Origin of the sequence: Streptomyces sp. H27-H1 (assembly GCF_026627445.1) — a bacterium.
In the GTDB taxonomy this organism is placed as follows: Bacteria; Actinomycetota; Actinomycetes; order Streptomycetales; family Streptomycetaceae; genus Streptomyces.
Genome location: NZ_JAPNLJ010000027.1, coordinates 97,401 through 111,112, shown reverse-complemented (window position 1 = coordinate 111,112; position 13,712 = coordinate 97,401). Strand labels below are relative to the sequence as shown.

General features: G+C 71.0%; 14 protein-coding genes and 3 pseudogenes. 4 read left to right on the top strand and 13 right to left on the bottom strand.

What is annotated here, in order from left to right; genetic code table 11:
• Positions 1–141: 141 nt before the first annotated feature.
• Positions 142–1,769 (bottom strand): annotated as a pseudogene (locus OTB20_RS26520) (IS200/IS605 family accessory protein TnpB-related protein); the annotation flags it as partial.
• Positions 1,762–2,342: pseudogene (locus OTB20_RS26515) on the bottom strand (IS607 family transposase). The pseudogenes OTB20_RS26515 and OTB20_RS26520, both read right to left, overlap by 8 nt.
• A 246-nt stretch (positions 2,343–2,588) precedes the next feature.
• On the opposite strand from OTB20_RS26515, the gene OTB20_RS26510 reads away from it, so the two are divergent.
• A complete protein-coding gene (locus OTB20_RS26510; RefSeq protein WP_267821165.1) occupies positions 2,589–2,876 on the top strand; it encodes a hypothetical protein in 288 nt (95 codons plus the stop codon).
• Between the two features lie 51 nt (positions 2,877–2,927).
• Here the strand turns inward: OTB20_RS26510 and OTB20_RS26505 are convergent, their stop codons facing one another.
• The 4 genes from OTB20_RS26505 to OTB20_RS26490 form a co-directional block, all read right to left on the bottom strand.
• The gene (locus OTB20_RS26505; protein ID WP_267756232.1) at positions 2,928–3,413 is read right to left on the bottom strand and encodes a DUF6099 family protein; all 486 of its coding nucleotides are present in this window, start codon (positions 3,411–3,413) and stop codon (positions 2,928–2,930) included.
• A 123-nt stretch (positions 3,414–3,536) separates the two neighbouring features.
• Complete coding sequence (locus tag OTB20_RS26500) at positions 3,537–3,920, bottom strand: nucleotide pyrophosphohydrolase (protein ID WP_267821157.1); 384 nt, start codon at positions 3,918–3,920, stop codon at positions 3,537–3,539.
• Entirely contained in the window at positions 3,917–5,224 is a 1,308-nt protein-coding gene (locus OTB20_RS26495; protein WP_267821155.1) for an ATP-binding protein, read from the bottom strand. Before OTB20_RS26495 ends, OTB20_RS26500 begins: the two co-directional genes overlap by 4 nt.
• A gap of 67 nt (positions 5,225–5,291) precedes the next feature.
• Positions 5,292–5,687, bottom strand: coding sequence for a cell division protein SepF (locus OTB20_RS26490; protein ID WP_250742110.1), 396 nt, complete (start codon positions 5,685–5,687; stop codon positions 5,292–5,294).
• Between the two features lie 183 nt (positions 5,688–5,870).
• On the opposite strand from OTB20_RS26490, the gene OTB20_RS26485 reads away from it, so the two are divergent.
• Entirely contained in the window at positions 5,871–6,581 is a 711-nt protein-coding gene (locus OTB20_RS26485) for a DUF2470 domain-containing protein (protein WP_267821153.1), read from the top strand.
• A 53-nt stretch (positions 6,582–6,634) separates the two neighbouring features.
• Here the strand turns inward: OTB20_RS26485 and OTB20_RS26480 are convergent, their stop codons facing one another.
• The gene (locus OTB20_RS26480) at positions 6,635–6,778 is read right to left on the bottom strand and encodes a hypothetical protein (RefSeq protein WP_267821151.1); all 144 of its coding nucleotides are present in this window, start codon (positions 6,776–6,778) and stop codon (positions 6,635–6,637) included.
• Positions 6,779–6,781: 3 nt separating this feature from the next.
• Between OTB20_RS26480 and OTB20_RS26475 the strand changes: the two genes are divergently transcribed.
• The gene (locus OTB20_RS26475) at positions 6,782–6,952 is read left to right on the top strand and encodes a hypothetical protein (protein WP_267821149.1); all 171 of its coding nucleotides are present in this window, start codon (positions 6,782–6,784) and stop codon (positions 6,950–6,952) included.
• Between the two features lie 130 nt (positions 6,953–7,082).
• Here OTB20_RS26475 and OTB20_RS26470 read toward each other — a convergent pair.
• A pseudogene (locus tag OTB20_RS26470) lies at positions 7,083–7,597 on the bottom strand (hypothetical protein).
• A 49-nt stretch (positions 7,598–7,646) separates the two neighbouring features.
• Positions 7,647–8,234 carry a TetR/AcrR family transcriptional regulator gene (locus OTB20_RS26465; protein WP_267821148.1) on the bottom strand — a complete coding sequence of 196 codons (588 nt, stop codon included), beginning with the start codon at positions 8,232–8,234 and terminating at the stop codon, positions 7,647–7,649.
• A gap of 193 nt (positions 8,235–8,427) precedes the next feature.
• Here OTB20_RS26465 and OTB20_RS26460 point away from each other — a divergent pair, with 193 nt between their 5' ends.
• The gene (locus OTB20_RS26460) at positions 8,428–8,952 is read left to right on the top strand and encodes a VOC family protein (protein WP_267821146.1); all 525 of its coding nucleotides are present in this window, start codon (positions 8,428–8,430) and stop codon (positions 8,950–8,952) included.
• A 430-nt stretch (positions 8,953–9,382) separates the two neighbouring features.
• Here the strand turns inward: OTB20_RS26460 and OTB20_RS26455 are convergent, their stop codons facing one another.
• The 4 genes from OTB20_RS26455 to OTB20_RS26440 all read right to left on the bottom strand — a co-directional run bounded on the left by OTB20_RS26455 (position 9,383) and on the right by OTB20_RS26440 (position 13,626).
• Positions 9,383–10,720 (bottom strand): LLM class flavin-dependent oxidoreductase, encoded by a 1,338-nt coding sequence (locus OTB20_RS26455; RefSeq protein ID WP_267821144.1) that lies wholly within the window; start codon positions 10,718–10,720, stop codon positions 9,383–9,385.
• Between the two features lie 166 nt (positions 10,721–10,886).
• Positions 10,887–11,774, bottom strand: a complete 888-nt coding sequence (locus OTB20_RS26450) for an ABC transporter permease (RefSeq protein WP_267821142.1) — start codon at positions 11,772–11,774, stop codon at positions 10,887–10,889.
• Positions 11,771–12,586, bottom strand: coding sequence for an ABC transporter ATP-binding protein (locus tag OTB20_RS26445; RefSeq protein ID WP_267821141.1), 816 nt, complete (start codon positions 12,584–12,586; stop codon positions 11,771–11,773). Before OTB20_RS26445 ends, OTB20_RS26450 begins: the two co-directional genes overlap by 4 nt.
• An 8-nt stretch (positions 12,587–12,594) precedes the next feature.
• Positions 12,595–13,626, bottom strand: a complete 1,032-nt coding sequence (locus OTB20_RS26440; RefSeq protein WP_267821139.1) for an ABC transporter substrate-binding protein — start codon at positions 13,624–13,626, stop codon at positions 12,595–12,597.
• Between the last annotated feature and the right edge of the window lie 86 nt (positions 13,627–13,712).

Sequence of the window (13,712 nt, the reverse complement as noted above, 5' to 3'; positions counted from 1 at the left end):
GCGCCCGGCACGGCACCTCGCGGCGTTGTCGGACCGGGCAAGTACGTCCAGTACGAGCCTCGGCCCTCCGCCTTGCGATGCACCGCACCGGACACCGCGACCCGGCAAACCTTCCCGGCCACAGCACCAGAGACTGAGCGGGAGTGAGTCCTGGTGCCAGAACTCGTGCTCGGCCGAACGCCCCGAACGGTTTTGGGCGTTCTGGTCCACCGCGTTCCTGCCGCGTCCGGCGCCATCGGATCGTGTCCGTGGTCCGGGTACGCGGGGGCGGTTTCCCTCGCTCTCCCGGGTGCCGGGTCGGGCCTGGGCGGTCCGATGCCCGCCAGCATCGCTCTGGTGCTGGCGGGGCGGTGTCGTCCGTCGCCTGATCCGGTGTCCGAGGGAGCGCCTGCCGATGGCCACCGAGGCGGCGGCGTGTCGGCTGGTCTTGCGGCTTGTGGTGGTCAGCGGGGTCTGCCAGTGCTGCGCGCCCCACATGCTGGTGTAGGCGGGATCGACGGCGATCACGCCGAGTCCGGCTTCCGCGCACATGCTCAGCAGGCGTGCGCGGAGCTTGCCTGTGGGGATGCCAGAGATGAGCTGCCGGAATCGCTTCTTGCGGCCGTGCTTCTCGCGGGACTTGGAGTCGGTGAAGTCGAGGTCTTCGATCGCGATGGCGCGGGCGCCGGTGGCTTTGGCCCAGTGCAGCGGGTGGGTGAGAGCGTGGCGGAGCTGCGCGTCACGGTGGGTGGCGGCGCCCGACAGGTCGTAGTCGAAGCGGTGTGGTGCGCCCACCGGGTTGCCGTGGGCGTCGAGTTGCCACGCGGCGAGGTGGTCGGCGTTGGTGTCCACACCGATCACGCCATGGGCCCGCAGGGTGTCCAGCGGCACGACGGGAAGGTCTTTGCGGGTCCAGGACGCGTCCAGGTACCAGCGGCCGGAGGCGATGCCGAGGTGGATGCGGTACGCCACCGCTCGGTTCGCTTCGGTCCGATCGCGCCATTCCTCGCCCCGGTGCGGGAATGTGACGCCGGCGGCGAGGATGTACCGGCCTGCTTCGCGTTCGCCAGGCCGGTGAGCGGGGCAGGAAGCTTGACCGACACCTCCCCGTCGGGGGTGACACGGATCGTTTCGTTGCCGTAGCGCTTGCCGGATTCCCCGTCAGCGTTGAGGAACCAGCGCGCCGCTTCCCAGCGTTCCTGCCACTGCGTATCGGTCAGTTGGGCGGCGGCTGGGTTGTGGCGGGTGTTGAGCAACTTCCGGCCGCCGCGCACCACGGACACCCGGCCCGCTTCCCGCTCGGTGTGTACACGCTCGTACCGGTCCTCAAGGAACGCCAGACGGCGGGACTTGGTAAACCATTCGTGCCGGGACCGGTATCCGCCCGGTTTGCCCCGGCTGCCCTTCTCCCCGACCGGCAGGGACAGGCGGTGCCGGAGCATGCGGATGCTCGCGTCAAGGGATTGCAGGTGGGCGTGCTGTGCGCGACGGGACAGGCCCCACTGGTCATGGGTGCTGGTGGTGACCGATCCCGCCCAGCGAGACGACGATACGGACGTCAGCTCACGCTTGCGGTGAGCCCCCGTGTCCGTGGAGTGCTTCAGAGCGTCGTCGCACCGTGCCTTCAGATCGACAGAGGCCAGGCGTCCCATGTGCGCGCCGACCAGACGCAACAGCTTTTCGTCTTCGGCGGTGAGGCCCTTGAGCCGGTCGCGGATGCTGACCCCCGACGGCCCGTCGGCGACGAACGTCCGGCCGATGGCCCGCAGCACCTTCTTCGGCTCAGCCATCGGCCGCCGCGGCTTCCAGAGCCTTACGGGCACGGTCCTTCGCCGAGCGGCGCCCGTACAACCGGGCACAGAAGGAGGTCAGCACCTCCACCATGTCGCGTACGAGATCGTCTTCGACCTCGCCTCCGTCCAGGATGACCAGACGACGGCCCGCCGCGCGGACAGCGCGGCCTCGACCAGCTCCACGTTCATCCGACCCAACCGGTCCTTGTGCTCCACCACGACTGTCGTCACGCCTGGATCGGCCAGCAGCCGCTTCGCCTTGGACCGGCCGCCGTTCATGCCGGAACCGATCTCCGCCTCCACACGGACGACCCGGTGACCGGCCTGCGCAGCCCACCCTGACAACCGCGCGACCTGACGCTCCAGATCAGCCTTCTGATCATGGGAGGACACACGGGCGTACAGGCCAAGGCCGCCAACGGCCTCCGGGATCGTGACCGCTTCGATGTTCACCAGGATCGTGCGCGGGCCGACACGCTGGGCCGGTACCGGCAACGCCCCCTCAGGGAACCAGCGATACGCGGTCTGCGGATGCACACCCTGCGCCTTCGCCCATTCCGTCAGATTCACGCCCTGACAACGACACTCACTCATGCATGGTTAAGCTCATTTACCCGACTTCGAGGGCCAGCAGTTGAAACCCCTGCCGGGTGAATCTGGGCAACCGGGCGGTCCGCCGCCGCCCACGCCAGTGACCAGCCCGGAGGGGGATCGTTGCTCGGGCGGAGCCGGACCGCCCGGCCCGCGCGCCGGCGGCCTCGCCGGGGCGTCCGCCGACCCTTCCGCCTCGGAAGGGTCAGGGCCGAGGAGGCCGCCATGTCCCAGGAGTCCGCGCCGGAACCCCCCTGGCAGCATCGTCAGGACTGTCAGACCGGGCAGGCAGCGCACGACCACGTACGCCAGGAGTCCGCGGTACCCGCCCAGGGCGGCGCACCGAAGGGCCTGCTGCAGCAGATGGAAGAGCTGATGGCGGCGCTGAACGCCGACCTCTCACAGCTCGACGCCGACCTCCAGTCCTCCACCGGCCGCAGCCCCGGCACTGCGCTGTCCCAGGGCGCCCGCGCCCCGGAGAGCGAAGACCGCCCGTCCCACCGGTCCTACTGACCGCCCGGGTCCCGTCGCGCGCGGCGGGACCCCACCCGAACCCCTCCGGGGTCAGGCCACGCCGGAGGCGGAGCCCCGCTCCCGTACGGCCATCCGCCGCAGGATCGCCCGGACCCGGTCGCTCGACTCGTCGGCCGCGTCTATCGACTCTATGCACTGCCAGTACAGACCCTCGTCGTCCGTCCCACAGGCCACCCCGACCAGCGCTATGCCCACTTCACCGAGCAGAGCCTGGAGCCCGAGCAGCGCCTGCCGCGCGTCCGTCACCTCGGTTAACTGCGCCGCCCGGGGCGGGAGGTCGGGTGCGTAGCCCTCTCCGCGCAGAGCCGCCCGGTCGAGTACCCCGCAGCCTCTGCCCCCCGCTTCACCCAGCCCCCGTGCCTCCGATCTGAGCTCCGGCGGCCCGGTGACCGCCAGCCAGCTCCCCACTCCCTGCGCGAGGGCCTGTGCCTGCCAGGCCTCGCCCACGATGTCCCAAGCAGCCCCGCTCTGCGCCAGCGCGTGCCGGCCGGCTGCGATGAGCCGTACCGCGTCCATATGCCGTCCCCCGTCCGCACGACATCTTGCCGTTCTCTCCACTACCCAGAGTGAGGGCAACGGGCCGGTAAAGCCAGGGGTATTCGGAAATTGTGGACACAAACATGGTTGTGGATAACGCCATCACTCCGAAGAGTGACGGTCTACCCCCAAAGCACCCGGGACCGGGAACCGCAGCTCGTTCCGCTCGATCTTCGCGGCGAGCGCATCCAGCACATCGACCCCGAGAACCTCACAGAACTGCAGCAGATAGGCGAGCACATCAGCCACCTCATCGGCCACTCTGTGTGCGGTTTCCGGCTTCTCCATGACCTTCGCGGACTGTTCCGGTGTCAGCCACTGGAAGATTTCGACGAGTTCGGCCGCCTCGACACTCAGCGCCACGGCAAGGTTCTTGGGCGTGTGGAACGGCTCCCACCCGCGCGCCGCAGCGAACTCGGCCAGCCGCCGCTGGAGCCGGTCGATCCGCTCGCCGGCCCCCTTCTCTTCCCGGTTCTCTTCGCTCATGCGCCCAGGTCTACCACCGTGACGCCGGCGAGCCCCCGTGCGGCCGTCGCGCAGGGCTCGCCCGCCGAGGCCGCCAGTCTGACCTGCCCGCGCCCGCAGGCCAGTACGGCCAGCCGTAGCAGTTCGGCGCCCTGCCGGGCGTCCAGGTCCCGGTCGAAGCCGTCCGCGAGGACCGTCAGCGTCTGCCGCGCGGACAGCAGTTCGGCCGCCGGGTCCACGTCCAGCACCCCCGGCCCGGTCAGCAGCACCAACGCCAAAGCGAGGAAGCGGAGTTCGCCCGCGCCCAGCCGGGACAGCTCGGTGGGCGGCCTCTCGGGGCCGCGGTCCAGCAGGCCCGTGACCGGGCCGCCCTCGGGGGCCCGTACGTCCAGTCCGGCCACCCAGCCGGCGCAGCCGGTACGGGCGGCCGCGGTCAGCAGTCCGTACCGGGTGCCGCACTCCAGGCGGGTCCGGCGCAGCACATCAGCCAGGTTGCCGCAGTCGGCCAGCAGCCGCCCCTCCCCCTGCGCGACCGGCTCCCGCATCCGCTCCGGGCGGGGGTCGCAGGGGAACACCGAGCGCAGCGCGACGACCACTTGCTCGGCGGCGGCCAGGACCTGCCGCTGCCCCTCGGTGGACCCGGCCACGCGCAGCGGGAGCAGGGCGGTACCGAGCCGGTCGTCGGGCAGCGGGGCCCGGGTGACCCCGGTGGCCCCGCCCGTCAGCCAGGCGGCCTGGACGGACCGCCGACCGGGATCGCGCAGCGCGGTGGCGAGGAGGACCTGCCCGTCCACCGAGAGACGTTCACCGACGATGCGCAGCGCGGGCTCCGCCTGGACGGCGAGGTCGAGCCGGACCGGACCGGCGGGGCCGTCGACCGTACAGCCGATGCGAAACCCCCGCCGCTGCTCGGCGTCGGGGGCCGCCCGGTCGGGGATGCGGGCCCGCGGGTCCGGGAACACCTCGTCCAGGGTGGCCCCGGAGGCCAGGGCGGCCAGCGCCCCGTAAGCCTCCAGCACCTGGGACTTGCCGCTCCCGCTGGGCCCGGCGAAGAGGGTGACGGGGCCGAGTGCGAACCGGGCCCCGCGGTGCGCGCCGTAGGCGGAGAGCCGCAACTCGGTGACGGCCGGACGCAGATGCACCCCTGCGACGGCGACCACGGACGGCTGCGGAGCCGCGGCCGGAGCCGGGACCCGGGCGGCGGCTAACCCCGGACCCGCGGGGGCGGCGAGTACGGCGGCGGGCACGACGGGAACGCCCGAGGCGGCAGAAGCCACCGCGGGAACCGCGGAGGCGGTCGCGGGAACGGCGAGGCGGGAAGTCATGCGCGGGACGGTACGGCCCGCCGGACCCCCCGTGGGTCCGGCGAACCGTTCCGCCCGCGGGACCTTCCTACGATCGGGGGACGGCCGCGGCCGCGATCCCCTCCACCTCGGTCCCGACGGGCGCCAGCAGGAAGACGTTCCGGTCGACCCGGTGCATCCCGCTGCCCAGCCCGAAGACCACGCCGCTGCTGAAGTCCAGGATGCGCTTGGCCACTTCGCCGTCCGCGCCCGTGAGGTCGAGCAGTACCGGGATCTGTGCGATCAGGTACTCCGCCACCTCCCGCGCGTCCGCGAAGACCTGGACCCTGATCACCACGAAGCGGCGCTGCTCCGCCGCGGACGCCCCCGGAACCGTGGGGATCGTGCGGTGATCCACCCGGGAGGGCCACTCGTTGCGGCTCCGCAGGGGGACCACCTGCGCGAGCCCCTCCCACTGTTCGTCGGTGACGTCGTACCTGCTCACCAGGCCGCCTCGGCCTTGCGCTTCATGTGCATCCCCCCATCCTCTCGCGTTTCACCCGTTCAGCCCAACACCGACACGAGGCACCTGACCCGCGTCCGCCGACTATCTCCCGCCCAGCAGATGGGTTAGGTTAGGCATACCTAAGTACACGCCATCTCGCCACTCGGGACGCCGGAGATCCACATGCACCTGCCCATGCCGCTGCCCACCGACGCCGAGCGGGTCCGGTCCGTCCTGGCCGCCTCCCACTCCATGACCGTCGTCACCGGCGGCCGGCGCACGGAGGTCCGCCACCTCGACGGCGCCGACCCTCTCGGCCGACTGCACCTGCACCCCGCCGCGCCGGCCGGCTGCGCCGAGCACCGCCCCGCGATCCGGATGGAGTTCACAGACATCGCGCCCACCCCCGTACGGGACCGCGTGCGCGCCCGCGTCACCCTCGTCGGACACCTGCTCACGCCCTACGCCGACGAGAGCTCCGACTCCACCTGCGTGGAGTTCGGCCAAGCCGTCCTGGAGACCGCCGACGGCGCCCGCTCGTACGTCGGCCTCGAGGAGCTGGACGCGGCCCGCCCCGACCCGCTCGCCCCCTACGAGGCCGGCATGCTCACCCATCTCCTCGACGACCACGCCGAACTCGTCACCCTCCTCCTGCGCCTGGTCCGGCCGCAGCCGCCGACGGGCGCGGGGGCCGAGTCCGCGGTCCTGCGCGCAATACCCGTCGCCCTGGACCGGTACGGGATCACCCTGCGCCTGGAGGAGCGGCGCGGCCACCGCGACGTACGGATCCCCTTCCCCTCCCCGCTCGACGACGTCGAGCAGTCCGGGGCGCAGATCCAGGCCCTGTTCAGCGCGGCCCGCCGCCGCTCGCACCACAACACCCTCCCCGCCTGAGCAGGCCCCCACTAACGGGTGATTTCGGAAAAAGAGGACTCGAATCTCTGCGCTCACTCGGCGCCGAACCCGTCCTGTACGGCGAGGGCTTCGCCGACCGGGTCCGCGAACTGGCGCCCGAAGGGGTGGACGCCGCCCTGGACTTCTTCGGCGACGACGTCATCCCGGCCCTGCAGTCCCTGATCAAGGACGGCCACCGGGTGGTTTCCATAGCCGACCCCACCGCAGCCGCCCAGGGCGCCCACCAGCCATGGGTCCGCCCGGACACCGGCGACCTGACCTTCCTGGCCGAACTCGCGGGCAAGGGCGGGCTCACGGTCAACGTGGAGCACGCGCTCCCGCTCGCCGAGGCGGCGAGGCCTGGGACCTGAGCGCCACCGGCCGCACCCGCGGCAAGATCGTCCTGACGGTCCGATCGCCCCACCGGTCCGCCCGCGTCGGGACGACGCGGGCCCCGGTGGCGCACGGACGTATCGCCGAAGCGTTTCGCTCCAGTGGCTCTCAGGACGCGGCGCCGGGGTCGACGCCGGTGAGCCGGACGCTCGCGGACCGCAGGTGGGCAGCCGTCCCGGGGTCGGTCACGTGTGCGTGGGGCTGCTCGATGCGGGGTTCGCCGCGCAGGCCGAACATCCGAGGACCCAGGAGCGTACCGCCGCCGACTTCGGGACCGAGGGCGGCGCGGACCGCGGACCAGGCACCGGCGTCCTTGCCCTGGAGGAGCACATCTGTGCCAGCTTGGAGCGACCGTACGTCCGCTTCGGGTCGTAGTCGCGGTGGGACTGGAGATCGTCCAGGTCGAGGCGCTCGGAGCGGGCGGCGAAGCTGCCCATAGTGACCCGGGCGCCCATCGCGGCACTGGCGGCCGCGGCCTTGGCGGGGTCACGGCTGCCCAGGACCACCAGGGCTCCGGCTGAAGCCAGTTGCTCGGCGACGAAGTACCTGATCCCGGCGTTGCCGCCGGTCACCAGGACGTTCAGGCCGTAGGCAGTCGGTAGGCGATGGACGTTCCAGGACATGGCAGAACTCGCTGGGAATGGTGGAAAGAAGGACACCGGCGGGGGGTGGTCAAAGGCCGGGCCAGGCCTGCTTGAGGCGGGTGAACGCTTCGGAGAGGGCGGCTTTGCGGTCGGGCCGGGTGGAGGCGAGGTCCGGGGTCTCAAGGACGTAGCGGGCCAGGACATACAGGGAGTCGTCGGGTTCCGTGCGGCCCGCGGCCTCGGCGAGCAGTCCGGCGAGGCTGCCCTGGCAGGCGATCCAGACCTGGCGCGCGTAGTCACGCAGGGCCGGTGTGCTCATCACCAGGTCCATGCGGCGCTGGAACTCTTCGGGAAGGTCGTCGGCGAAGGGGGCCCGGCCTCCGAAGAAGTCGTGCAGGGCGTCCAGGGCGGTGATCCCGTCGGGCCGGTCGCGGACCGCGGCCGACAAGGACGCCTCCCGTTCTCCGCTGTCGTCGAGGATCAGGGCTTCCTTGCCGGCGGGGAAGTGCGCGAAGAGCGTCGTGACCGCCGTGTCCGCGGCTTCCGCGATCTCGGCGATCTTCACCTTGTCGTAGCCGCGCGCCAGGAACAGCTCCAGCGCCGCATCCGAGAGAGCTCTGCGGGTCGCCGCCTTCTTGCGTTCACGCCTGCCCGGCACAGATCCATTCGTCGTCATGAGGCAAGCATAGTGCTACTCAATTGATTTCCGTAGTCATTGCGATTTCATAGTCAGCATGGCGTTCTGGGGGCGCCTACCCCGGGCCGAACTCCGTGCGCCGGCCGAGCGACGCTGCCGCAACTAGGACCAGAACTGTCCTACTTGCGCCCTAGTGTCGCCCCATCACAAGGACCACGGGAGGACGAGACCGATGAACCGCACTGCACCCGAGGGCTACACCAGCGTTGCGCCATGGGTGGTCACCGACGACACCGGCGCCCTGCTCGACTTCATCACCCTCGCGTTCGCCGGGGAGGAAATCGCACGGGTGTCCGTAGACGACGGCACCATCGGCCACGGCGAGATCCAAGTCGGCGACACCGTCGTCCTGGCCTTCGACCGGCGGCCCGACTGGCCGGCCATGCCCTCGCTCTTGCGGATCTACGTCCCGGACGCGGACGCCGCCATGGCCGCCGCCGTCAGCCACGGCGCGCAGGTGATCACCGAGGTCGCCGACAGCGCGTGGGGGGATCGCGGCGGCAGGGTGCGGGACCCGTTCGGCAACATCTGGTGGGTGACGAGCCGGATCGAAGACGTCGCGCCGGACCTTGCCTGGCAGCGCATGTCCGAACCGAAGTACGCCCAAGCGATGCGCACCGCCCAGGAAACCCTGGACGCCGCACTCAGCGGCCGGCAGACGGGCGTGGCCAGCTCCCCGCAGCGCCCGGCCTCCTGAGCCTGCCGGGCGGTGACTGCGCGCAGGGAGGCGGCGGACTCGCCCTCCGCACGCGGCTCGTCCGCGACCGGCTGCATGTGCTCCACGCCGCGGCCCGCCAACCTGATGCCGATGCCCTTCCCGGCGAGGCCAATGCCGGAGTGCCCGCCCGTGACGAGGATCGGGGTCATCGTGAATGCCTCCCGGTTGGCACTGTCGACCCGGCCCGCCAGGTCGACAGTGCCAACCTGAGGCGACCCGTTCACCGGTCAGGTCTTGGTCGTCCCACCGCGCCGAGTGGGTAGCGCAGTTCGTCCTGCCAGCTGGAGGTGTGCCGACCTCGACGCGCTGATGCGGCCCATGATGAGGGCAGTCAGCGCTGAGTCACGACTGTGCCCACCTGCGGGAAGGCTACGCAGGTGGGCATCAGGCACCGCATCGGTTCAGTCGCTCACGCGCCGGCTCCGGCGGCGGCGTAGCGGTTGGCGGGGCGCGCCAGTCCGTAGTTGTCGCGCAGGGTCCGGCCGGTGTACTCGGTACGGAAGAGCCCGCGCCGCTGCAGGATCGGCACGACCTGGTCGACGAAGTCGGTGAGACCGGTGGGGAGCACGGGAGCCATGATGTTGAAGCCGTCGGCGGCTCCCTGGGTGAACCACTCCTCCAGCTGGTCGGCGATCTGCTCGGGCGTCCCCGCGAAGACGCGGTGTCCGCGGCCCGCGCCCAGTCGGGCGATCAGCTCGCGCAGGGTGAGGCCTTCGCGGCGGGCGAGCTCGGCGACGAGCGTGAAGCGGCTCTTGTTGCCGTTGATGTCCCGCTCCTCGGGCAGCTCGGGCAGCCCGCCGTCGAGCGGCAGCCCGGTGAGGTCCACACCCAGCATGTTGGAGAGCTGCGCGAGGCCGTACTCCGGGATCTGGAGCTCGGTGAGCTGCTGCTCCAGGGCCCTGGCCTCGGCCTCGGTGGAACCGATGACGGGGGCGATGCCGGGCAGGACGAGCAGCTCGTCCTCGGAGCGGCCGTACTTGGCGAGGCCGGACTTGAGGTCCTTGTAGAAGGTCTGGCCGTCGGCGAGGGTCTGCTGGGCAGTGAAGACGGCCTCGGCGTACTGGGCGGCGAACTCCTTGCCGTCCTCGGAGGACCCGGCCTGGACGAGCAGCGGATGGCCCTGCGGGGAGCGGGGCACGTTGAGCGGTCCGGCGACGCCGAAGTACTCGCCGCGGTGTGCGGCGGGGTGGAGCTTGTCGGTGTCGGCGTAGATGCCGCGCTCCTTGTCGAGGACGATCGCGTCGTCCTCCCAGCTGTCCCAGAGCTTGGTGGCCACGTCGAGGAACTCGCGGGCCCGGTCGTAGCGCAGGCCGTGCTCCAGGTGCTCGTCCCGGTTGAAGTTGCGGGCCTCGTCGACGCTGCCGGAGGTGACGATGTTCCAGCCGGCGCGGCCGCCGCTGATGTGGTCGAGGGAGGCGAACTTCCGGGCCGTGTTGTAGGGCTCGTTGAAGGTGGTGGAGACGGTGGCGATGAGCCCGATGTGCTCGGTGACGGCGGCGATCGCGGACAGCAGGGTGAGCGGCTCGAAGCCGCCGACGGCGTTGTAGCGGGCCTTGCCCCAGAGGGCGACCCCGTCGGCGAAGAAGATCGAGTCGAGCCGTCCGCGCTCGGCGGTACGGGCCAGTTCCTGGAAGTAGCGCAGATCGGTGATCCGCTCGGGACTGCTCGCGGGGTGGCGCCAGGCGGCGTCGTGGTGACCGGCGTTCATGAGGAAGGCGTTGAGGTGGAGGGTCCGGGGTGCGGTCATGTCTTGTCCTCGGTGGGATACGGGCGGCGGGGACACGCCCGTGGGGTGGGCAGGGTGGAGCGGAGCAGGGGGGCGACCCGGGGCAGGGCGGGCGGCCAGGAGCCTCGGGGGCCGGGCCTCATCGCCGGGGAGATCAGGGCCGCGCAGGATGAGGGCCGACCGATCCTCAGGACGGAACGCGCCAGACGCTCAGCCGGCGTTCGATCGCGACGAGGATCTGGTTGAAGGCGAGGCCGATCGCGGAGATCGTGACGATGCCCGCGTACATCTGCGGGATCGCGAAGTTGAACTGCGAGGCATTGATCAGGTAGCCGAGGCCCGCCTTCGCACCGATCATCTCGGCCGCGACCAGAACCAGGATGGAGACGGCCCCCGCCAGCCGGATGCCCGTGAAGATGACCGGAACCGACGCCGGCAGGATCACCTTCTGGAACAGCTTCGGCGTCGGCAGGTCCATCGAGCGCGCCAGTTTCACCAGCGTCGGATCGGCGTTGCCCACGGCGCTGATGGTGTTCAGCAGGATCGGCCAGACGCAGGCGTACACGACGATCGAGACCTTCGAGGTCTCCCCGATGCCCAGCAGCAGGACGAACACCGGCAGCAGCGCGAGCGCCGCCGTGTTGCGGAACACCTCCAGCAGCGGCCCGAGCAGGACCGCCACCGGCCGGTACCAGCCGATCAGCAGGCCGAGCGGGACCGCCACGACCACGGCGATGCCGAATCCGCCGAAGGAGCGGGCCAGGCTGGCCTTGCTGTGCTCGGCGAGCTGTCCGTTGCCCAGCAGCTCCCACCAGGCCTTGGCCACCTCGCTCACCGGCGGCAGGAACGTCGCGTCGACCAGTCCCAGCCGCGGCGCCGTCTCCCACAGCGCCAACAGCGCGAAGATCGCCGCCGAGCGCAGCGCCACCGCGCGCAGCCCCCGCAGGACGCGCAGCGCCAGGCCCGCGGCCGGCAGCCGTACGGGAGTCCGCGCGGGGGCCCGTATCTCCGGGGGCGCGAGGGACCGTACCGCCGTCGCCTCCACTTCGACCTCCACCTCGACCGTGGTGCTCATACGGCGACCTCCTCCTTCTCCTGTTGCTGGGCGCGGGCCACCTCGTCGTGGAGCAGGGTCCAGATCTCGTGGCGGTAGCGGGCGAACTCCGGGCTGGAGCGCAGGTCTTCACCGGTGCCCCCGGTGGCCCGGTCGCCGAAGGACACCGGGACGATCTCCTTGATCCGGCCGGGACGGGAGGTGATGACGGCCACCCGCTGCCCGAGGTACACGGCCTCCTCGATGCCGTGCGTGATGAACACGACCGTCTTGCCGGTGCGCTGCCAGATCCGGCGCAGTTCGTCCTGGAGGGACTCGCGGGTCTGCGCGTCGAGTGCGGCGAACGGCTCGTCCATCAGCAGCACGTCCGGGTCGTACGCGAGCGAGCGCGCGATGGCGACCCGCTGGCGCATGCCGCCGGACAGCTCGTGCGGGTGCCGGTCCTCGAACCCGGTGAGCCCGACGAGGTCCAGGAACTCGCGCGCTTTCGAGGCTCGTTGGCGGCGCGGGACGCCGGTGGCCTCCAGGCCGAACTCGATGTTACCCAGCGCGGTGCGCCACGGCAGCAACGCGTACTGCTGGAAGACGATGCCCCGGTCGAGCCCCGGCCCGGTGACCGGTTTGCCGTCGAGCAGGATCCGGCCGGAGGTGGGAGGGGTCAGGCCGCCGAGCAGGTCCAGGAGGGTGGACTTGCCGCAGCCGCTGGGGCCCACGACGACCACGAACTCCCCCGACCCGATCTCCAGGTCGATCCCGTCGAGGGCGGTGAACTCGTTCTTCTTGTCCTTCGTAGGGAAGGTCTTCGTCACGGACTCGAACACGATCTTCGCCATGGCGCCGGTCAGCCCTTCCCGTATCCGTTGAACTCGTTGGTGTAGAGGTCGGCCGCCTTGAGCCGGCCCTTCTTGATCTCCCCGCGCTCGCCCAGCCAGTCGATCCACAGCTGGAACTCCTTGTCCGCGATCCGGCCCCCCGGCTCGGCGACTCCGTAGGAGCGCCAGTACTTCAGGGTCGACGTGTCCTCGTTGCGGCCGCGCTTCTTGACGATCTCCGTGAACCGCGCGACGACCTCCTCCCGCGGGGTGGCGCGGGACCATTCGATGGCCTTGGCCACGCCGGTGGTGAAAGTGCGGACAGTGTCCGGGTTCTCTTTGATGAACTTCCGCGTCATCACGTAGGAGCCGGCGCTGAACGCGCCGAGCAGCTCGAAGTCCTTGAACAGCGGCCGGATGCCGCCCGCGGCCAGGGCCTTGTCGCGCAGCACGCCGCTGAGGACGCCGACCTCGATCTGCTTCTGTCTCAGCGCCTGTTTGGTGTTGACGGGCGGTACGACGAGGGACTCGACCTTGGCCGCGTCGGCCTTGGGCACGCCGTTGCGCTCCAGGTAGATGTCGAGCAGGGCCTGGGCGTGGGCGCCCAGGGTGTTCATGCCGACCTTCTTGCCGATCAGGTCGCGGGCGGAGCGGATCGGGCTGTCGTCCAAGACGTAGTAGCCGAGGTAGGTGTTCTTGTCGGAGCCGTAGTAGGAGGTGACGGCCTGTATCTGGGCCTTGCTCGAAGCGAGTTTGACGATCGCGCCGTTGAAGGCGCCGCCGAAGTGGGTCTGGCCCGTGGCCGCGGACTGGATGTCCTGGGGGCCGCTGATGGTGTTGCCGACCCAGTCCAGGGTCACGTCGCCGAGGTAGCCGAGGTCGGCGGCGAGCTCGGGGAGCGTGACCGAGCCGACGTTGCCCTGGTACTTCAGGGAGGTGACCTGGCCGCCGCGGGCGCCTGTGGCGGTCGCCGTCCCGCAGCTCACCGCGGCCGCCGAGATGCCGAGCAGGGTGAGGAACTGGCGTCGGGAGGTACGTGTGGTGGTGAAGGCTGCGGGCATGGCGATTCCTTGTCGATCCGGGTCGGGCGGGTCAGAAGGTCAGGCAGGTCCGGCGATCTGCCCGGGCGGGGCGCGCTCGGTGGGGA

Excerpts from the sequence above, each read along its gene's own strand:
- OTB20_RS26495 (WP_267821155.1), bottom strand. The coding sequence starts at position 5,224 with ATGACTTCCCGCCTCGCCGTTCCCGCGACCGCCTCCGCGGTTCCCGCG.
- OTB20_RS26465 (WP_267821148.1), bottom strand. The coding sequence starts at position 8,234 with ATGACGACGAATGGATCTGTGCCGGGCAGGCGTGAACGCAAGAAGGCG.
- OTB20_RS26460 (WP_267821146.1), top strand. The coding sequence starts at position 8,428 with ATGAACCGCACTGCACCCGAGGGCTACACCAGCGTTGCGCCATGGGTG.
- OTB20_RS26510 (WP_267821165.1), top strand. The coding sequence starts at position 2,589 with ATGTCCCAGGAGTCCGCGCCGGAACCCCCCTGGCAGCATCGTCAGGAC.
- OTB20_RS26450 (WP_267821142.1), bottom strand. The coding sequence starts at position 11,774 with ATGAGCACCACGGTCGAGGTGGAGGTCGAAGTGGAGGCGACGGCGGTA.
- OTB20_RS26455 (WP_267821144.1), bottom strand. The coding sequence starts at position 10,720 with ATGACCGCACCCCGGACCCTCCACCTCAACGCCTTCCTCATGAACGCC.
- OTB20_RS26440 (WP_267821139.1), bottom strand. The coding sequence starts at position 13,626 with ATGCCCGCAGCCTTCACCACCACACGTACCTCCCGACGCCAGTTCCTC.
- OTB20_RS26500 (WP_267821157.1), bottom strand. The coding sequence starts at position 3,920 with ATGAGCGAAGAGAACCGGGAAGAGAAGGGGGCCGGCGAGCGGATCGAC.
- OTB20_RS26485 (WP_267821153.1), top strand. The coding sequence starts at position 5,871 with ATGCACCTGCCCATGCCGCTGCCCACCGACGCCGAGCGGGTCCGGTCC.
- OTB20_RS26445 (WP_267821141.1), bottom strand. The coding sequence starts at position 12,586 with ATGGCGAAGATCGTGTTCGAGTCCGTGACGAAGACCTTCCCTACGAAG.
- OTB20_RS26505 (WP_267756232.1), bottom strand. The coding sequence starts at position 3,413 with ATGGACGCGGTACGGCTCATCGCAGCCGGCCGGCACGCGCTGGCGCAG.